Source organism: Bradyrhizobium sp. B097 (assembly GCF_038957035.1).
GTDB lineage: Bacteria > Pseudomonadota > Alphaproteobacteria > Rhizobiales > Xanthobacteraceae > Bradyrhizobium.
The window spans coordinates 6,649,401-6,663,904 of record NZ_CP152412.1; the positions used below are offsets into that span (position 1 = coordinate 6,649,401).

The window sequence follows — 14,504 nt, forward strand, 5'->3', positions numbered from 1 at the left end:
AGCGCGCCGGATGATGCCCCGCTGTCCGTGCTAATCGCTTGCCCGACTCGTAAGGAAATTGAATGTCGGGCTTGAAGAGTTTTTGCGCGACTCCGGAACCCGGATCGATTAGCCTTACGGGATTGCACAAGCTTCTTAGCATCGGACTTGGAACGTCAAATGGATGAGAGTCATCTGCTCTCCAATCGCTTCGGCTCCGAGGCAGCGGATGTGGAGCTTCGAGACGGCGCCCCAGCCGTCCACGTCCAACTGGCGAAGCGCGGCTCTGTTAGGAAGTTCCGCGCCGAACCAATTCCGGAGCACCTGCTGCGACGACTTTGTGCCCTTGCACTCTGCGCCCCGACCAAAAGCGATTTGCAGCAACGCGACATCATCATCATCGAATCGCCTGCGTTGCGATCCGAAATCTGTGCACTTTTGGCGAGGGGCCGCTTAGGCCAGAAGTGGCTTGAGAACGTTCCGAACCTCCTGATCTTCTGCGGTAACAACCGCCGCCAGAGGCGGATCCATGCCCTGCGGGCTCGGCAGTTCGCCAATGATCACCTGGACGCCTTCTTCAATGCTTCGGTGGATGCCGCGATTGCTCTCTCATCCTTTGTCATCGCGGCAGAAGCCGAAGGCCTGGGCGTCTGCCCCATCAGCGCGGTGCGCAACCATCCGGATCGGCTTGCAGAGTTGCTTAACCTGCCCGAATACGTCTTTCCCGTGGCAGGCCTCGCCGTCGGATATCCGGATGAGAGGCCAGCGAGGAGCATGCGGCTGCCCCTCCCCATCACTGTTCATCACAACACCTATTCCGAGCACACGCTCGACGCCTCAATCGCGGCCTACGACCGACGCAGATCCGCCGACCAGCCATATGCAACGCAACGATACATCGGTGAACTCGGACGGTCTGAAAACTACGGTTGGTCCGAGGACAAGACCCGGCAATACGCGTTCCCAGAGCGCCACGATTTCGGCTCCTACATCAAACGCATCGGCTTCAAGCTGGACTAGTCGGCCGACACGCGGGACTGCGCGGCCGCATGTCGAAGTGCCGCGTCCGCCCACTCACCAACTGAACCTGCACCGTGGCTCAATCACTGGCGGCCGTGATCCGCACAGTTGCTTCTACGAGGCCTTCGCGCAGACCAGCCGCAAGGATCTGCGCCGCATTCTCAATCTTCGGACTTCATCCAGTCCGCTCCAGCGCTTCAGCTTCCGTTCGTGTCGTGGACATAGTTGAAGAAGAGGTCCTTCCAGTCGCTTGTCGCTTCATTGACCAGCCCGGCGTCGCGCATGCCATTCAGAAACGCCAACACCTTCTGGGGTTCTGTGGTCCAGCGGTTCTCTGGATTCTTGATGATCGCCTCGGCATCCTCTTGCGACAATTTGAGATGGTCGCCGCTGATCCAGATGCTCGCCGCCTTCTTCGGATCGGCATTGATCAGCGCTATGCTCTCCTTTAGAGCATCATAGAAAGCTTGGATCACCTTCGGGTTCTCCCTGATGAACTTGTCAGTAGCCCAAACGACGCTGAAGGTGTGCGGTCCACCGAGCACTTGGTAGCTATCCAGTATCTTGTGCGCTCGAGGGTCCTTCAATTCCATTTCTTGGAAGGGTGAAGACCCGAAATGTGCGCTGATCCCGGATTTCCCTCCTAGCATTGCCACCTGCGCGTCAGGATGACCGAGCGAGACGGTCAGCGGGTCTAGGCGCGTCGCCTGCCCTTTGCCGAACACCTTTTCTGCCGCCATCTGAAGGGTGGTCGCTTGTATCGACGTCTTCACCCCCGGCATCGCGATCTTGTCGGCACTTGTGAAGTCGGCGATCGTCTTGACGTTCGAGTTAACCGTGACGAGGTACAACGGTAGTGAGGCCATCGCCGATACGCCCCTGACTTTGTAGTTCTTGAGCGTTCGGGACCAGATCGTCAGCATGGGGCCGACACCGCCCGAGGCGATGTCCAGGTTTCCGGACAGAAGAGCCTCGTTCATGCCCGAACCGGCGGAGAACTGCAGCCACTCGGTTTTGACTGTCAGTCCGGCCTTTTCGGCTTGCTTCTCGAGCAGACGCTCTTCTTGCATGACAGTTAGCGGCAGGTACGGCACGCCATACTGTCTAGCGAGCCTTATGCTCGCCACCTCAGCCCGCGACGGCGCCACCGGCACAACACTCATCGCCAAAAGCACGCAAAACGCAGCATACCCGTACTTCACTGTTTCAACCTCCCGAATTGACTTCCTCCGACGCCGCTCGGACGTCCTCTCAACTTTGCACGCCCCATCGATGGATGGTCCGCGCTTCAATGGAGCGGAATATAAGGTTCTCGACGACGAGACCGATCAAGATGACGGTCAATAGGCCGGCGAATACGTTCGGAATGTCGAGCATGCTCTTATTCTCAAAGATGAACCATCCGAGGCCACCCGACCCCGAACTGACGCCGAAGACGAGCTCAGCCGCGATCAGAGTCCGCCAAGCAAAAGCCCAACCGATCTTCAATCCCGTCAGAATGCTCGGAAATGCTGCAGGGATCAGGATCTTCACAATGAAGGCAGGTCCACCAAGACCATAGTTTCGACCGACCATTTTCAACGTCTTGCTTACGGATAGGAAGCCGGCATGGGTATTGAGCGCGATTGCCCATGTCACCGAATGGACCAGCACGAACACCAGGCTCCCGTTGCCAAGCCCAAACCAGATCAGGGCGAGCGGCAAGAGCGCTATCGCCGGAAGCGGATTGAACATCGAGGTCATCGTTTCGAGAAAGTCCCTGCCGATTCGCGACGCGATCGCCAAGCCGGTCAAGACCGCGGCGAGCACGACACCCGCGGCATAACCCATCAGCAGGACCCGGATCGATCCCCATGCTCGGCCCGGCAGAACACCGCTCGCGATGCCTTTGATGAACGCAGTCATCGTCGCGCCGAAGGTTGGGAACAGTAGCTCGTTATTGAGCCAACGACCGTATACTTCCCAGATCAGCGCCAACGCGATGAGGATGAACGCTTTTCGAACGGCGTCCTCACCGTACAGCTTGTCGAACAAAGAGCGCGGCTTCTCGACAACCTTGATTTCACCGAGGTGCTGAACGTTACGAATCTCGGGGCGAACGGCACTCGTCATCGGTGAGCTCGAAACAACGCTCAATTGATTATGCATGGGCTGCCTCCGGCGCCGCTTCAGAAAACAGCATCTCGTGGATCTGACGCTCGAGGTGAGCGACCTCTTCGGGGCTGGTTGCGCTGTTCAATTCCGCACGAACCCGACCTGGATGCGGAGACAATAGGAGTATTCGATTTCCTATCTTGATGGCTTCCGCGATCGAATGTGTAACAAACATCACCGTAAATCGCGTCTTGTTCCAAAGAGCGAGGAGCTCATCCTGCATCTTGCGTCGGGTCAGGGCATCGAGCGCAGCAAAGGGTTCATCCATCAGCAATATGTCTGGCTCCATGGCCATCCCACGCGCAATCGCGACACGCTGTTTCATGCCGCCCGACAGCATGTGAGGATAGCTGCTGGAGAATTTCGAGAGGCCCACCATATCGACGTAGTGGCCGGCCCGATCGGCCGCCTCGCGCTTCGGCATCTTTTTCGCCGCTTCCAGCGCGAAGGCAACGTTCTGCTGCACCGTCTTCCAGGGCAAGAGCTGATCGAATTCTTGGAAGACCATCATGCGATCAGGGCCTGGCTTCGTGATCAGCTTCCCCTTGAGGCGCATCTCGCCTTCCGTTGGCGTGATGTAACCTCCAACGGCTTTCTGCAGGGTGGACTTACCGCATCCCGACGGCCCGAGCAGCACGAACCGATCACTCTTCAACATCTCGAAGCCGACGCGGTATGTAGCCGTTACAATATGAGACGTCGTCTTATATTGAAGCGTCACGCCGGATACCTTCAGTAACGGCTCGTCGCGGTCCATTTCTCCTCCGATTTCATCCCTGATGTCTTGCTTATTGTCATCGAGCTATCGCAGCGCCTCGTTCGTAGGAGGCACTGCGGACGGCGGCACTATGTACTTGATGCTGTCCGCGTCCGGAGAGCGGATATCGTCACCGCGCGTCCGATAGAAAAGGACTGTCTGGCGCCCGATCGAGCCAGTGTTGGCTGCGACGAAGGCGTCTCGGCCCGCAACAAGGCTTTAAGCTCAGCACCTCTGCGCCTCTCCTCACGCGCACTTCGACAACGCCACATTTTCTCGACCGCAAAATATTGGCGTAAAGACCTTCTTTCTCAAAGGCACAAATGCTAACGGTTATTGAAAGTTTGTCTTACATTGCGAGCGGGCTCAGATGTCGATCCGAACTCTCAAGACGCTGATTGCTGTCGCCGATCAGGGCAGCTTCAGCGCGGCAGCCAAGCAAGTATTCATTACCCATGCAGCGGTGAGCCAACAAATCAGAGCACTCGAAGAGGAATGGAAAGTCCCGCTTTTCGACAGAAGTCGCCGAACCCCTGTGCTGACGCCCGCCGGCCGCGCTCTGGTTTCGAAGGCGCGGGAGGTCGTCGCCGCGTACGACAACATCGTCCCGAGCGTTTTAGGCAATCAAGGCATCGAAGGTATCTTGTCGCTGGGCGCCGTGCCGACCACCCTCACGGGGCTCGTCCCCTTGGCGGTTTCGAAGCTGAAGAGAGATTATCCCGCTCTGCATGTCGTGGTGGTACCAGGCTTGACGACCACTTTGATCCAGCAGGTCGAGCGCGGTCAGCTCGATCTCGCAATCGTGTCAAAACCACAGTTCATTCCTCGCAATCTCGTTTGGTATGACCTTGCGGAGGAGGTTCTTGAACTGCTCGCCTCGATCGAGGCCGAAGGCAGGGATCCTGTACAATTGTTGGAGAACAGCCCTTTCATCAGATTTTCGCGCCAAGCCGTGGTGGGCAGCCTGATTGAGACCTGGCTTCAGGAAAACAAGATCATCGTCCGAGAGACTATGGAGCTGGAGAGCCTGGAAGCGATCTCCAGCATGGTCTACTACAATCTAGGCGTTTCTATCGCGCCACGAACCTGCGTCGCAGCGTCAAACGCACTTCCACTTAAGCACCTGCCGCTCGGTCGAGGAAAAGGACTTTCCAGAATGTTGGGGTGCATCTCGCGGGCTGATAGCGTTCGGATACGAGCAATCGACGAGACGAATGTCAGACTGGCCGCCACGATTCGCGAGGGCCAGCGTCCGCTTCTGCAGCGGTCCATGAGAACCCCGCCGAAGGAGAAACGGAAACGGTCAACGAAGTAGGACTTCCTTTGCGACCAAAATGACCCCGGACGCGAACATCAAGCCTACGAGCAGGCGCCGGAATTGATCATCCGTCATTCGCTTGAACGTCCAAATGCCGATCTGGGCGAAGATCAGAGTAATGGGAAGCGCAATGAGGATGAGTGGCACGGTTTGCGCCGAGTAGTATCCGCTGGCGCAGAACACGGCTGCCGAGATCGCCAGAATCAATACGTTGAATGGCTGTAATACCGCCCTTTGTTCGGATTTCGTCCATGGCTGAAGAGCGCACCACATCGTTGGAACGACCCCCGACAAGGAGGCAGCCCCACCCAAAATGCCGCCCACGAAACCAACGCAACAATCCACGACCGGCCATTGCCGCGCAGAACGCGGCAGCCCACGACGTGCCATTATGAACCCGCCATACGAGATCAGGAAGGTCGCCACAACCAGCTTGATGGTAAGCGGATTGACGACGGCAAGGAGGTTCGTGCCTACGGGAATTCCGGCAAGACCGGGCACCAGGAACCTGGAAAGACGCACCGGATTGTCTTGAATGCTCTGCCGCACCAGCGCGACGCCTTGCAGTCCGCTCACAACCGACATGATGACGACCATCGAAACGGCCTCCGTCGGCGGCAGAATCTGGAGCCAGAAGCTCAACGCGAATAGCGCGGTACCGAACCCTGCCAAGCCGTTGATGAAGCCGCCCGCGGCGGAACCGGCAGCGAGCCAGAGATAGAAGCTCATGGCCGCTGAACCTCCGATCCACACGCCAATGGTTCGCTAGGCAGGCACGCGAAAGAAAGGCGCGGGCACTAGGAGCTTGTTCTCGACCTTGACGACGAGGGGGCGCATCTTCTTGGCGTACGACTGCCATTCGGCCGATGCCTGAAGCTGCTTTCGCCGCTCGAACCGATCATCTAAGCTTTCGTAGCCCCACATGTGAACGACTTGGTTGAGTGGACCGAAGTCAGTGTAGTAATAACCGACCATCTTGCCGAGGATGCGTACTTGGCACTCCATTCCCTCGGCTTCGTAAAGCTTCAGGAATGTGGGCACTTGGCCTGCTTGCAAGGTATACATTCTCTCGTCTACAAACATTTCCGCATCCTTGTGGTCCGCCGGTAGCCCAGCTGATAGAGACGCATTCAGCCGATCAGCTCGTCCGAGCGATCGTCGGTTTCCCCGAACCGCTTCAGCACCGCCGGCTTGGTGCCAGCGTAGACACGATCAAGATTTGCGGAGACCTTAGCGTTCTCCCGCTCGAACAGACTATTGCCCTCGAGATCGCTCTCCACGATGAAGGGCCCCATGTTCTCTGCTTCAATCAGCCACATGGCCTGTGCGAGCCCGAGCTCCTTTCGCCAATAGATGTCACGGGCGCGCTTGATGCCCCTGCCCAGCAGCGCACCGGTGCCGTAGCCGACCGTCGTGAGATAGATCGCCCCGTTCGGAACGAAGCTCTCCTTGTAGTCGTGCGAAGTCATGCCGCCTTTGCCGATGATGAGCTTCGCACCCGAGATCCGTATCCACTCACCAATCCACTTCGCAAAGCGGAAGGATGCGGTAGCCGTGACGGCGCCCATCGTAATATTGCCATCAGCCTCAACCGTGGCCGCCGGCGAGCAGTGGAAGTTGGCCGCGCTTTCCTCGGGCAGGTTGAGGGGGAGCGGCTCCTTGCCTTCCAGGACGCGCATGTACACGCCCTCGCGGGCGGTATAAATCAGCCCGTCCAGATAGACGATGTCGCCAATCTTCAGCGCAGCCAGCGCCTCGCGTGTTGGCTTCGTGCTCAGGCGGATTTGCTCAGGCTTGGAAATGCGTTCCATTCCACCGTCTCCCGACGTTGATAATCAGTGAACCAGTCCGGATCGGTGCGATACTCGACGCGACCGTTGCCGTAGATCCGCGCCACTGCGCGGCGAGATGAAAGACAGAATGCGTGAACGCTCATCTGCATTCCTCCGGTGTGGCAGTAGCCAACCTCGATGTGGCAATCGATCACCATCGACTTGCCGACAAAGCCCATCGCTCCCATTCCAATGGAGTTGCCCAGTTCCTTGAACTCGCGCTCCATCTCGGCGATGCGAGGATCAGAGTTTCTGTCGCCGACAGTTCTCAGACAGGCGGCCCGCTTGCCTAACACCATACAGGCGTCCTTCGACCCTCCGAGCCCGATACCGATGATCGCTGGCTGACAGGCCAGCCCACGCTTGCCGAATGCGACCAGGCTGTCGAGGTAGAACCGCTTGATGCCGGCGATCCCATCGGACGGAAACAGCATGCGGTAGTCCGTTCCGAAGAGACCACCCTTGTGAACGGTGATAAGATCGACCCAGTCGCCATCGGGTTCGAACGCATACTCGATCTCCGGCGCCCCAATGCCGACGTTGTTGTCGTGATCGGTGCGCCAAAGGGGATGGACACGGTTGGGTCTGAGCGGAACGCTTCTGGTCGCGTTGGCGGTTGCGCGGCGTAATGCCGTCTCCAGGGCGATCGGGCCCCCCTCGATCCTCGCCTCGTTACCCATCTTTACATACCAACGCGGACACCCAGTGTCGCCGCACATTGCACGACGATCCTGCTTGGCCGCCTCGTAGTTCTCAAGCATCGCTTGCAAGACGAACGAGGACAGATCACCGTCTTCGACATCCGCAGCGGCCCGCAGACCATCGAGATAGTCCTCGGGAATCTCGATTGCGGCCTTCTCCATCAGGCTTTCCGCAGTCTTTTGAATCGCATCGATGGAAATCATTCTGCAGCCCTCACCAGAGTGTCAGGTTCTTCGGTGGATAGGATCGAGTGGCCCGGCCGCACGATAGTGAACTGAACAGGGACTCGGCTCATTTGAAGTCCCTCGTCACTCTTACGTGCCAAGGTGAAATATGACTCCTCCAAGCTGCCGCTTTCTGGAAAGTCTTCTCGATAGTGGGCACCACGAGAGTTTTCTCGCTCCAAACCCGCCTTGGCAATGACCTCCGAGATGTCGCAGAGTGAGCTCACGTTCAGCCAATCGTGCCAGGTGAGATTGAAGGCTCGACTGCCCCCGGCGACGCCGACACTCATGAGTTGCGTCCGAATCTCCGAAGTGCGGCGAATGGCCCTGTTCATACCAGCCGCCGTTCGCATCACGCCAACGTTGTCCCACATTGTATTTTGAAGTTCGTTGCGCAATTCCCGGATGTTTCCCGGTGATTTCGTGAACGGATAGACAACGCGCTGAATTTCGGCTTGAAGAACCGCTTCGTCCGGCTCGCGCAAACGCGCCATCTTGCGGATGTCGCGGCCCATAACGTCGCCGGCGATACCACCGTAGACGGTTGAATTGGCCACGCCATTTCCGCCTAGCCGATTTGACCCATGTGCACCGCCAGCGTCCTCGCCGGCGACGTACAATCCTTCCATCTCGGTATGAGTGTCGGTATCCACAATGATACCGCCCATGAAGTAATGCGCTGTCGGAACGACCTCGACCTGCCCTGCGGCGAGGTCAAAGCCGCTGTCCGCGCAACGCTTCACCATGCCTTTGAACTTCTGCCGGACATTGTCAGGGCCGAGATGCGCCATCGAGATGTAGACCCCTCCGTTCTTGGAGGTGTTGTTCTTGCGCATCTCCGCATAGATTCCGCGACTGACGACATCGCGTGTCGCTCTTTCGCCCTTTGCGTCGTAGTCGAACATGAAGCGATGGCCATAACTGTTTAGCAGTTGGCCTCCGGCGCCGCGAAGTCCCTCTTCCAGGACCGTGCCCGTCATCCGCGTGTCTTCGCCCGCCAGCAATCCCGTGGGGTGAAACTGGACCATCTCCATGTCGCGGAGCGGCAAGCCGGCTCTTAGAGCCATAGCGAGGCCGTCCATCGTCTTGTCGCCAGACGGCGTGTGATACTTGTACATCGTCGGTCCGCCGCCGGTCGCCATCAACACAGTTTTGGCGCGGACGAGCCGAAGCGTCCCGGTACGCATATCGATGAACAGGACTCCGGCAAGCGACGAGCCATCCTTGGACGGAATTAGACCGACTGCACGATGCTCCTGTAATTTCTCGACTGGACGAGCGAGCACTTGCTCCATCAGGCGGCTAATGATCTCGATACCGGTCAGATCCCCCTTATGAACAGTTCTGTCCGCGGTTTGCCCCGCAAACGCCTTCTGGTGCAGCGTGCCATCAGGGTTCCGGTCGAAGAAGCATCCGATCTCGTTTTCAAGTTCGCGGATGCGGACCACGGCCTGCTCGCACAGCCTCCAGGCCATGTCCTGGTTGGGGAGCCACTTGCCTCCGATGATCGTATCCATGAAATGGCGTTCGACAGAGTCGTCGCCGCCCAGAGCCACGTTATAGCCCCCCTGCACCATGCGCGTACAGCCGCACTTCCCGATCAGCCCCTTTACAGCGATCGTGATCTTTGTGCCTTCGGGCGCCGCCTGTTGGGCGTGAAGTACGGCGAACAGCCCCGCGCCTCCTGTGCCGATAATCAGGATGTCGGTGTCGTGGCGCTCGAGATCGAATGCGCTCGCCATAATCAAATCGCCCTCAGAAGAAAACCGCCGGCAACCATGAAAGCGAATGCTACACTGGCCGCGGCCCAGGTTTTCTGATCCTTCGTCCAGGTGAGTAATTCGAAAGCCATCAGACGCAGGCCGCCGAAGAAATGGACCGCCAGCAAGAATACGAGGCCGAACTCTGCAGCCTTGACCAGCGGCCTGTCGGCCCAGTGCAGGAACCCGTCCAGGTCCTTCGGCGAAGTGAGCGCGAGCGAAAGGACGTAGAAGTGGATCGGAAGAAAGATTGCGAGCGCCAGGCCGGATAGCCGGTGCAGGATGTAAGCCAGCCAGAGTGGATGATATCGATGCGGCCGGATCATCATGGCATGGTCACCGAAAGAACCGCGCGCAACCCTGCGAAAAGCAGGAGAACGCAGAGGGCCAAAAAGACGACATTGAGGAGTAGGCCGCACATGCGGAGAACCTCGGCCACAATGACTCTTGCGCCGATCGCAGCATGAACCGAGACTGTGATCACAAAAGTCCCATAGAAGAGAGCCCAAGGAAGGCTCCCTTGCGTTCTGGAAAGAATCGCTCCCGTGGAAAGCCCGCCGCGTACCGCATAAACCATGACGGCCAAGTGTCCCAACACCAGCGGAGCCATTATCAAAGCGGTCACCCTCTGCAACATAAAGAGACGAAGCGTCAGCATGATTCCCGGACCTTGAAGATTGATTTCATCGTCTCGCGCTTCAGTCCGGCGATCGACGTGATCGGGCTCAACTCGTTCGGGCAAAACTTGGCGCAGCTCCCTTGGGAGTGACAATTATGACAGCCCCCGCCCTGTGATACGGCATCCAGGATACCGCCTCGCCGGCCATCCCTTGCATCGTTTACGAGCGTCCAAGCGCGATTGAGCGCTGCAGGGCCGAGATAATCGGGGTTGCCTTGAACGGTGTCGCAAGAGGCGTAGCACACCGCGCAGTTGATGCACTCGATCGCAGCGTCGGCTTGGACGCGCTGATCACCGGCGGGGTCCACCCTCACGATGTCGTCGTCCCTCGTGCCTGTCGGGTGGAACACGCCTTCGGCCTTGACCCACTTCGTGAAGAAGGGATCCATGTCCGCCGCGAGATCCTTGATCACTGGCAAATTGCGGAGAGGCGCTATCTCTATGCGGTTGTCGCGCGCGACCTTTTGCACGTGTGTTCGGCACGTCCAGCGAGGCTGGCCATTGACCATCATCGCACACGACCCGCACATGCCAACGCGGCAAGCGTATCGATAGGCAAGCGAGGGATCGATCTTCTGTTGGATCCAGACCACGACGTCAAGAATGGTCTGGCTTTCCTGGTCAGGAACTTGAAAGCGCTCAAACTTGCCGCCGGCGCTGTCTCCTCGCCACACAGATACGTCAAGGGTCTTTGTGTCCGGGGACAAGCGCCCGCTCCCAAGGATATTGATTGGCCTGGGCTGGACTATATTGACGTTTTTTCTGACAGAAACCCAAAAATAGTGACGCAAAATGTAAGTGAAAGTTTCAATACTGTGGAGCCGCGAGCCCCACCGCCGAGCCGCGCGTTTCGCGCTTGGCGCCGAGAGCGACCACTCCAATCTTGCGCGCCCGATCAGTTGATATCGGCGCACGCTTCATGAATCCTGAAATCCAAGTTCAGGAAAGTTAGTTTGCACATCTGTCTCCGATACGACAGGCTTGACGGTTTTTCCCGATGACACAGGAGACACATGGCCAGCGACACTGAAGATCGAGATGAGCAAGTGGTCGTCGCTGCGCGCAGGCAATTCTTGCGTAGCGGAAGCGCGCTGGTTGGCGGCGTGGTCGCCGGTGGAGACGCGCTCGCGGACCCCTCACAACGTGAAATCTGCCACCTAACGCTCCTGAATGGATGAAGTCGCCGGGCGCCGGCATCGATCTTGTCGGTCTTGACGTGAGGCTGGGCGATCGCCTTCACCTGCAACGGATTGACGATAATCACCCGTGCCACGAACGGCGCCAGAACCCGCAGTACCGCCATGCTGTTGCCGGTCGCCTCGAGCACCACCTCATCACCGGCCAGCAGGGTTTTGCCAAATCCCTCCAGCGCAGTCCGCGTCATATCTATGCGGCCCGCATGTCGGAGCCTGCCGTCCTCCCAAAATACCACCTCTCCGAAAGTTCGGTGGGCGTCGATGCCAATCACCCGTCGCATTCGCACCTCCTATCAGACACATGACGGGAGCTGCGGGTGAGACGACAACTACGGATTCGCGCTGTCCGCGCGACCGGGCGAGTCACAGAGGCGGCCAGCTACTAACTCGAACTCTCGGCTCATCGTGTGTATCGCAAGCGTAGCTTTGCGGCCGTTTTGATTGGCGCTTGACGTCTATTGGCGCAACTGGACCTTCGCCGGCAGTCTGCGTGGCGCTGCCCGCGCCGCCATCATGCTGACGATGATCACGACCTGTCGCCTGAACGACGTCGATCCCAAAGCCTGGCTCGCCGACATCCTCGCCCGTATCGCCGATCTTCCCGCATCGCGTCTGCACGAGCTCCTGCCCTGCCCTGTTGAGGTGGACGGCTCCCAACGGCATCGCAATGTGCCAGAGTGAGTTCGTTGAAAGCTCAATCGAGGGAGACCGCCCGTGGAACAGATTATCCGAATTGGTATGGACACGTCAAAAAGTGTTTTCCAATTGCATGGCGTGAACGCAGCCGAGCAACCAGCCTTACGCAAGAAGCTTTCGCGTAGGGAGATGGTCAAATTCTTCGAGAAAGCGCCGCCGACTATCATCGCACTAGGTGTTTAGTCCCGGCATTTGCTGGAGCGGGTTGAGTTTGAATCGTTCTGGCTGGGAAGTCCAGCATTTGCAGATGTGTTCGTAAGGCGTGAGGCCCTTCAGGGTCTTCAGCCGCCGAGCGTAGTTGTATGCGTTAAATGAAGTCAGCAAGGTGTGCTTCGAGCTGATCGTGTCGATCGTAATGATAGCGTTGGACGGTCGCTTCCTTGATCGTGCGGTTCATGCGCTCGACCTGCCCATTGGTCCAGGGATGCTTGATCTTGGTCAGCCGATGTTCGATGCCATTCTCTTGGCAGCGCATATCGAACATATGTGTCACGTATCTTGCCGTCGGGCCGTCCGCGTAGCGCGGCAAGAAGGTGAACTGGATCCCATTGTCGGTGAGAACCGTATGGATCTTGTAGGGCACAGCCGCGATCAGAGCTTCGAGGAAGGCGGAGGCGGAGGTCCTTCCCGTCTTCCTGACCAGTTGCACGAAGGCGAACTTGCTGGTGCGATCGATGGCGACGTAGAGATAGAGCTTGCCTTCAGCGGTCTGGAGCTCAGCAATGTCGATGTGGAAATAGCCGATCGGATAAGCCTTGAACTTTTTCTTCGGAGGCTTACTGCCTTCGACCTCCGGCAATCGACTGATGCCGTGGCGCTGGAGACAGCGATGCAGGGATGATCGCGTCAGATGTGGGATGGTCGGCTGAAGCGCATAGAGGCAATCGTCGAGCGGCAATAGCGTATGCCGCCGGAAGGCGACGACGATCGCCTCCTCCTCGATGGAAAGGATTGTCGACTTGGCTTCCCTGGGGCCTGTCGAACGATCGGCGACGGTCTCGCGCCCCTTCCACTTCGCGACGGTCTTCTGGTTGATCCCGTAGCGCCTGGCGAGCGCTCTCAGGCTCTCTTGACTATCTTGTATTGCTCGACGGACTGCCTCCGTCGTGGTGGCGCAGCCGTGTAAAACTTGTCCCATAGCGCATCCTTCGAATCGTGCGACAAGAATGCACCATCAAAGCTTGGGACTAAGCACCTAGAGGCCTGTGGTGGCTCTCATCATTGGGCTAGGCTGTTAAGTTCGTTTGGTCATGAGGTGAAATTGATCGCGCCTCATCTGGCGAAGCCTTATGTAAAACGCGGCAAGAACGACGCGGCGGATGCGGAAGCGTTGTGTGAGGCGATGAGCCGACCCACCATGCGCTTCGTGCCGGTAAAGACCGCGGACCAGCAGGCGGCCTTAATGCTGGTCGGTATGCGAGAGCGGCTGATCCGCAATCGGACACAGCTTGCCAATGCCATACGCGGTTTTGCCATGGAGTTCGGCATTGTCGCGGCCAAGGGCATGTGCCGGATCGAACCGTTATTGGAACGAATAGCGGCTGATCAATCCTTGCCCGAACTGGCCCGTGAGCTTTTTGCCATGCATGGCGTTGAGTATCGCGATTTGCTTGCCGAAACGAAAGCCGTCGAGGACAAACTGACCACGCTGCATCGCTCCGATGAATGCTGCAGGCGCCTGGCTGAAATTCCGGGTGTCGGACCGGTCGGCGCCTCGCTCTTAATGATGAAGACCCCAGATCCTCGAATGTTTGAGTCAGGTCGCGATTTTGCCGCCTGGATAGGGCTTACACCCAAAGACCATTCGACGGCAGGGAAGGTCAGGCTTGGCGTGATCACCCGCGCTGGTGACGAAATGCTCAGAAGTATATTGGTGGTCGGCGCAACCGCTCTTCTTCAACACGTCAGAGCAGGACGGAGCAAACATGCGTCCCGATGGCTCACCGAACTTCTGCAACGAAAAAAGCCCAAGCTGGTTGCCGTCGCGCTTGCCACAAGATCGCCCGTGTTGCCTGGAAGCTCATGGTGAGCGGCGAAACATATCGGCGAATAGAGGGGCAACCGAAGGCAGCATAGAAAGATTGGCCGTCACGGGGAGCGCGACAGAATGGCTTCCGTGTTGAGCTAATGCAGTGAACTTGCAAGAGAAGAGCAGATGGTGCGATCGATCGATCCAAGACGCGTGAC

General features: G+C 58.1%; 13 protein-coding genes and 5 pseudogenes. 5 read left to right on the forward strand and 13 right to left on the reverse strand.

The window, feature by feature from the left end; translation table 11 throughout:
* Positions 1 to 159 precede the first annotated feature (159 nt).
* Complete coding sequence (locus tag AAFG07_RS30755; protein ID WP_342723503.1) at positions 160 to 999, forward strand: nitroreductase family protein; 840 nt, start codon at positions 160 to 162, stop codon at positions 997 to 999.
* A gap of 197 nt (positions 1,000 to 1,196) precedes the next feature.
* Here AAFG07_RS30755 and AAFG07_RS30760 read toward each other — a convergent pair whose 3' ends face one another.
* From AAFG07_RS30760 to AAFG07_RS30770, 3 genes are read right to left on the reverse strand one after another with little or no spacing between them, the layout of a single operon-like run.
* Positions 1,197 to 2,201, reverse strand: a complete 1,005-nt coding sequence (locus AAFG07_RS30760; RefSeq protein ID WP_342723504.1) for an ABC transporter substrate-binding protein — start codon at positions 2,199 to 2,201, stop codon at positions 1,197 to 1,199.
* 49 nt (positions 2,202 to 2,250) lie between these two features.
* A complete protein-coding gene (locus AAFG07_RS30765; RefSeq protein WP_342729286.1) occupies positions 2,251 to 3,111 on the reverse strand; it encodes an ABC transporter permease in 861 nt (286 codons plus the stop codon).
* Between the two features lie 28 nt (positions 3,112 to 3,139).
* Positions 3,140 to 3,910, reverse strand: a complete 771-nt coding sequence (locus AAFG07_RS30770; RefSeq protein ID WP_342723505.1) for an ABC transporter ATP-binding protein — start codon at positions 3,908 to 3,910, stop codon at positions 3,140 to 3,142.
* Positions 3,911 to 4,280: 370 nt separating this feature from the next.
* On the opposite strand from AAFG07_RS30770, the gene AAFG07_RS30775 reads away from it, so the two are divergent.
* Positions 4,281 to 5,225, forward strand: coding sequence for a LysR family transcriptional regulator (locus AAFG07_RS30775; protein WP_342723506.1), 945 nt, complete (start codon positions 4,281 to 4,283; stop codon positions 5,223 to 5,225).
* Here AAFG07_RS30775 and AAFG07_RS30780 read toward each other — a convergent pair.
* From AAFG07_RS30780 to AAFG07_RS30820, 9 genes and pseudogenes are all read right to left on the reverse strand, one after another.
* On the reverse strand, positions 5,214 to 5,957 hold the full coding sequence (locus tag AAFG07_RS30780) for a sulfite exporter TauE/SafE family protein (protein ID WP_342723507.1): 744 nt from the start codon (positions 5,955 to 5,957) through the stop codon (positions 5,214 to 5,216). The two genes, AAFG07_RS30775 and AAFG07_RS30780, sit on opposite strands and share 12 nt — an antisense overlap.
* Positions 5,958 to 5,993: 36 nt before the next feature.
* Positions 5,994 to 6,311: an NIPSNAP family protein gene (locus AAFG07_RS30785; RefSeq protein WP_342723508.1), complete on the reverse strand. Its 318-nt coding sequence runs from the start codon at positions 6,309 to 6,311 to the stop codon at positions 5,994 to 5,996.
* Between the two features lie 47 nt (positions 6,312 to 6,358).
* Entirely contained in the window at positions 6,359 to 7,039 is a 681-nt protein-coding gene (locus tag AAFG07_RS30790; protein ID WP_342723509.1) for a fumarate hydratase C-terminal domain-containing protein, read from the reverse strand.
* Complete coding sequence (locus tag AAFG07_RS30795) at positions 7,003 to 7,965, reverse strand: fumarate hydratase (RefSeq protein WP_342723510.1); 963 nt, start codon at positions 7,963 to 7,965, stop codon at positions 7,003 to 7,005. Before AAFG07_RS30795 ends, AAFG07_RS30790 begins: the two co-directional genes overlap by 37 nt.
* Positions 7,962 to 9,728: an FAD-binding protein gene (locus tag AAFG07_RS30800; protein WP_342723511.1), complete on the reverse strand. Its 1,767-nt coding sequence runs from the start codon at positions 9,726 to 9,728 to the stop codon at positions 7,962 to 7,964. The genes AAFG07_RS30795 and AAFG07_RS30800 overlap by 4 nt, the downstream gene beginning before the upstream one ends.
* 2 nt (positions 9,729 to 9,730) lie before the next feature.
* Positions 9,731 to 10,075, reverse strand: coding sequence for a succinate dehydrogenase, cytochrome b556 subunit (gene sdhC / locus AAFG07_RS30805; RefSeq protein WP_342723512.1), 345 nt, complete (start codon positions 10,073 to 10,075; stop codon positions 9,731 to 9,733).
* Positions 10,072 to 10,404, reverse strand: a complete 333-nt coding sequence (locus tag AAFG07_RS30810) for a succinate dehydrogenase (protein ID WP_342723513.1) — start codon at positions 10,402 to 10,404, stop codon at positions 10,072 to 10,074. Before AAFG07_RS30810 ends, sdhC begins: the two co-directional genes overlap by 4 nt.
* Complete coding sequence (locus AAFG07_RS30815) at positions 10,398 to 11,132, reverse strand: 2Fe-2S iron-sulfur cluster-binding protein (protein WP_342723514.1); 735 nt, start codon at positions 11,130 to 11,132, stop codon at positions 10,398 to 10,400. The genes AAFG07_RS30810 and AAFG07_RS30815 overlap by 7 nt, the downstream gene beginning before the upstream one ends.
* 482 nt (positions 11,133 to 11,614) lie before the next feature.
* Positions 11,615 to 11,902, reverse strand: a pseudogene (locus AAFG07_RS30820) (IS110 family transposase); the annotation flags it as partial.
* Between the two features lie 181 nt (positions 11,903 to 12,083).
* Here AAFG07_RS30820 and AAFG07_RS30825 point away from each other — a divergent pair.
* Together AAFG07_RS30825 and AAFG07_RS30830 are read left to right on the forward strand one after the other, a co-directional pair.
* Positions 12,084 to 12,302: pseudogene (locus AAFG07_RS30825) on the forward strand (transposase domain-containing protein); the annotation flags it as partial.
* 33 nt (positions 12,303 to 12,335) lie between these two features.
* Positions 12,336 to 12,491 (forward strand): annotated as a pseudogene (locus AAFG07_RS30830) (IS110 family transposase); the annotation flags it as partial.
* Here AAFG07_RS30830 and AAFG07_RS30835 read toward each other — a convergent pair.
* Positions 12,489 to 13,455, reverse strand: a pseudogene (locus tag AAFG07_RS30835) (IS481 family transposase). The pseudogenes AAFG07_RS30830 and AAFG07_RS30835 sit on opposite strands and share 3 nt — an antisense overlap.
* A 57-nt stretch (positions 13,456 to 13,512) precedes the next feature.
* On the opposite strand from AAFG07_RS30835, the pseudogene AAFG07_RS30840 reads away from it, so the two are divergent.
* A pseudogene (locus tag AAFG07_RS30840) lies at positions 13,513 to 14,393 on the forward strand (IS110 family transposase); the annotation flags it as partial.
* Between the last annotated feature and the right edge of the window lie 111 nt (positions 14,394 to 14,504).

Coding starts and splice junctions, on each gene's coding strand:
- AAFG07_RS30755 (WP_342723503.1), top strand. CDS start 160: ATGGATGAGAGTCATCTGCTCTCCAATCGCTTCGGCTCCGAGGCAGCG.
- AAFG07_RS30765 (WP_342729286.1), bottom strand. CDS start 3,111: ATGACGAGTGCCGTTCGCCCCGAGATTCGTAACGTTCAGCACCTCGGT.
- AAFG07_RS30770 (WP_342723505.1), bottom strand. CDS start 3,910: ATGGACCGCGACGAGCCGTTACTGAAGGTATCCGGCGTGACGCTTCAA.
- AAFG07_RS30775 (WP_342723506.1), top strand. CDS start 4,281: ATGTCGATCCGAACTCTCAAGACGCTGATTGCTGTCGCCGATCAGGGC.
- AAFG07_RS30780 (WP_342723507.1), bottom strand. CDS start 5,957: ATGAGCTTCTATCTCTGGCTCGCTGCCGGTTCCGCCGCGGGCGGCTTC.
- AAFG07_RS30785 (WP_342723508.1), bottom strand. CDS start 6,311: ATGTTTGTAGACGAGAGAATGTATACCTTGCAAGCAGGCCAAGTGCCC.
- AAFG07_RS30790 (WP_342723509.1), bottom strand. CDS start 7,039: ATGGAACGCATTTCCAAGCCTGAGCAAATCCGCCTGAGCACGAAGCCA.
- AAFG07_RS30795 (WP_342723510.1), bottom strand. CDS start 7,965: ATGATTTCCATCGATGCGATTCAAAAGACTGCGGAAAGCCTGATGGAG.
- AAFG07_RS30800 (WP_342723511.1), bottom strand. CDS start 9,728: ATGGCGAGCGCATTCGATCTCGAGCGCCACGACACCGACATCCTGATT.
- sdhC (WP_342723512.1), bottom strand. CDS start 10,075: ATGATGATCCGGCCGCATCGATATCATCCACTCTGGCTGGCTTACATC.
- AAFG07_RS30810 (WP_342723513.1), bottom strand. CDS start 10,404: ATGCTGACGCTTCGTCTCTTTATGTTGCAGAGGGTGACCGCTTTGATA.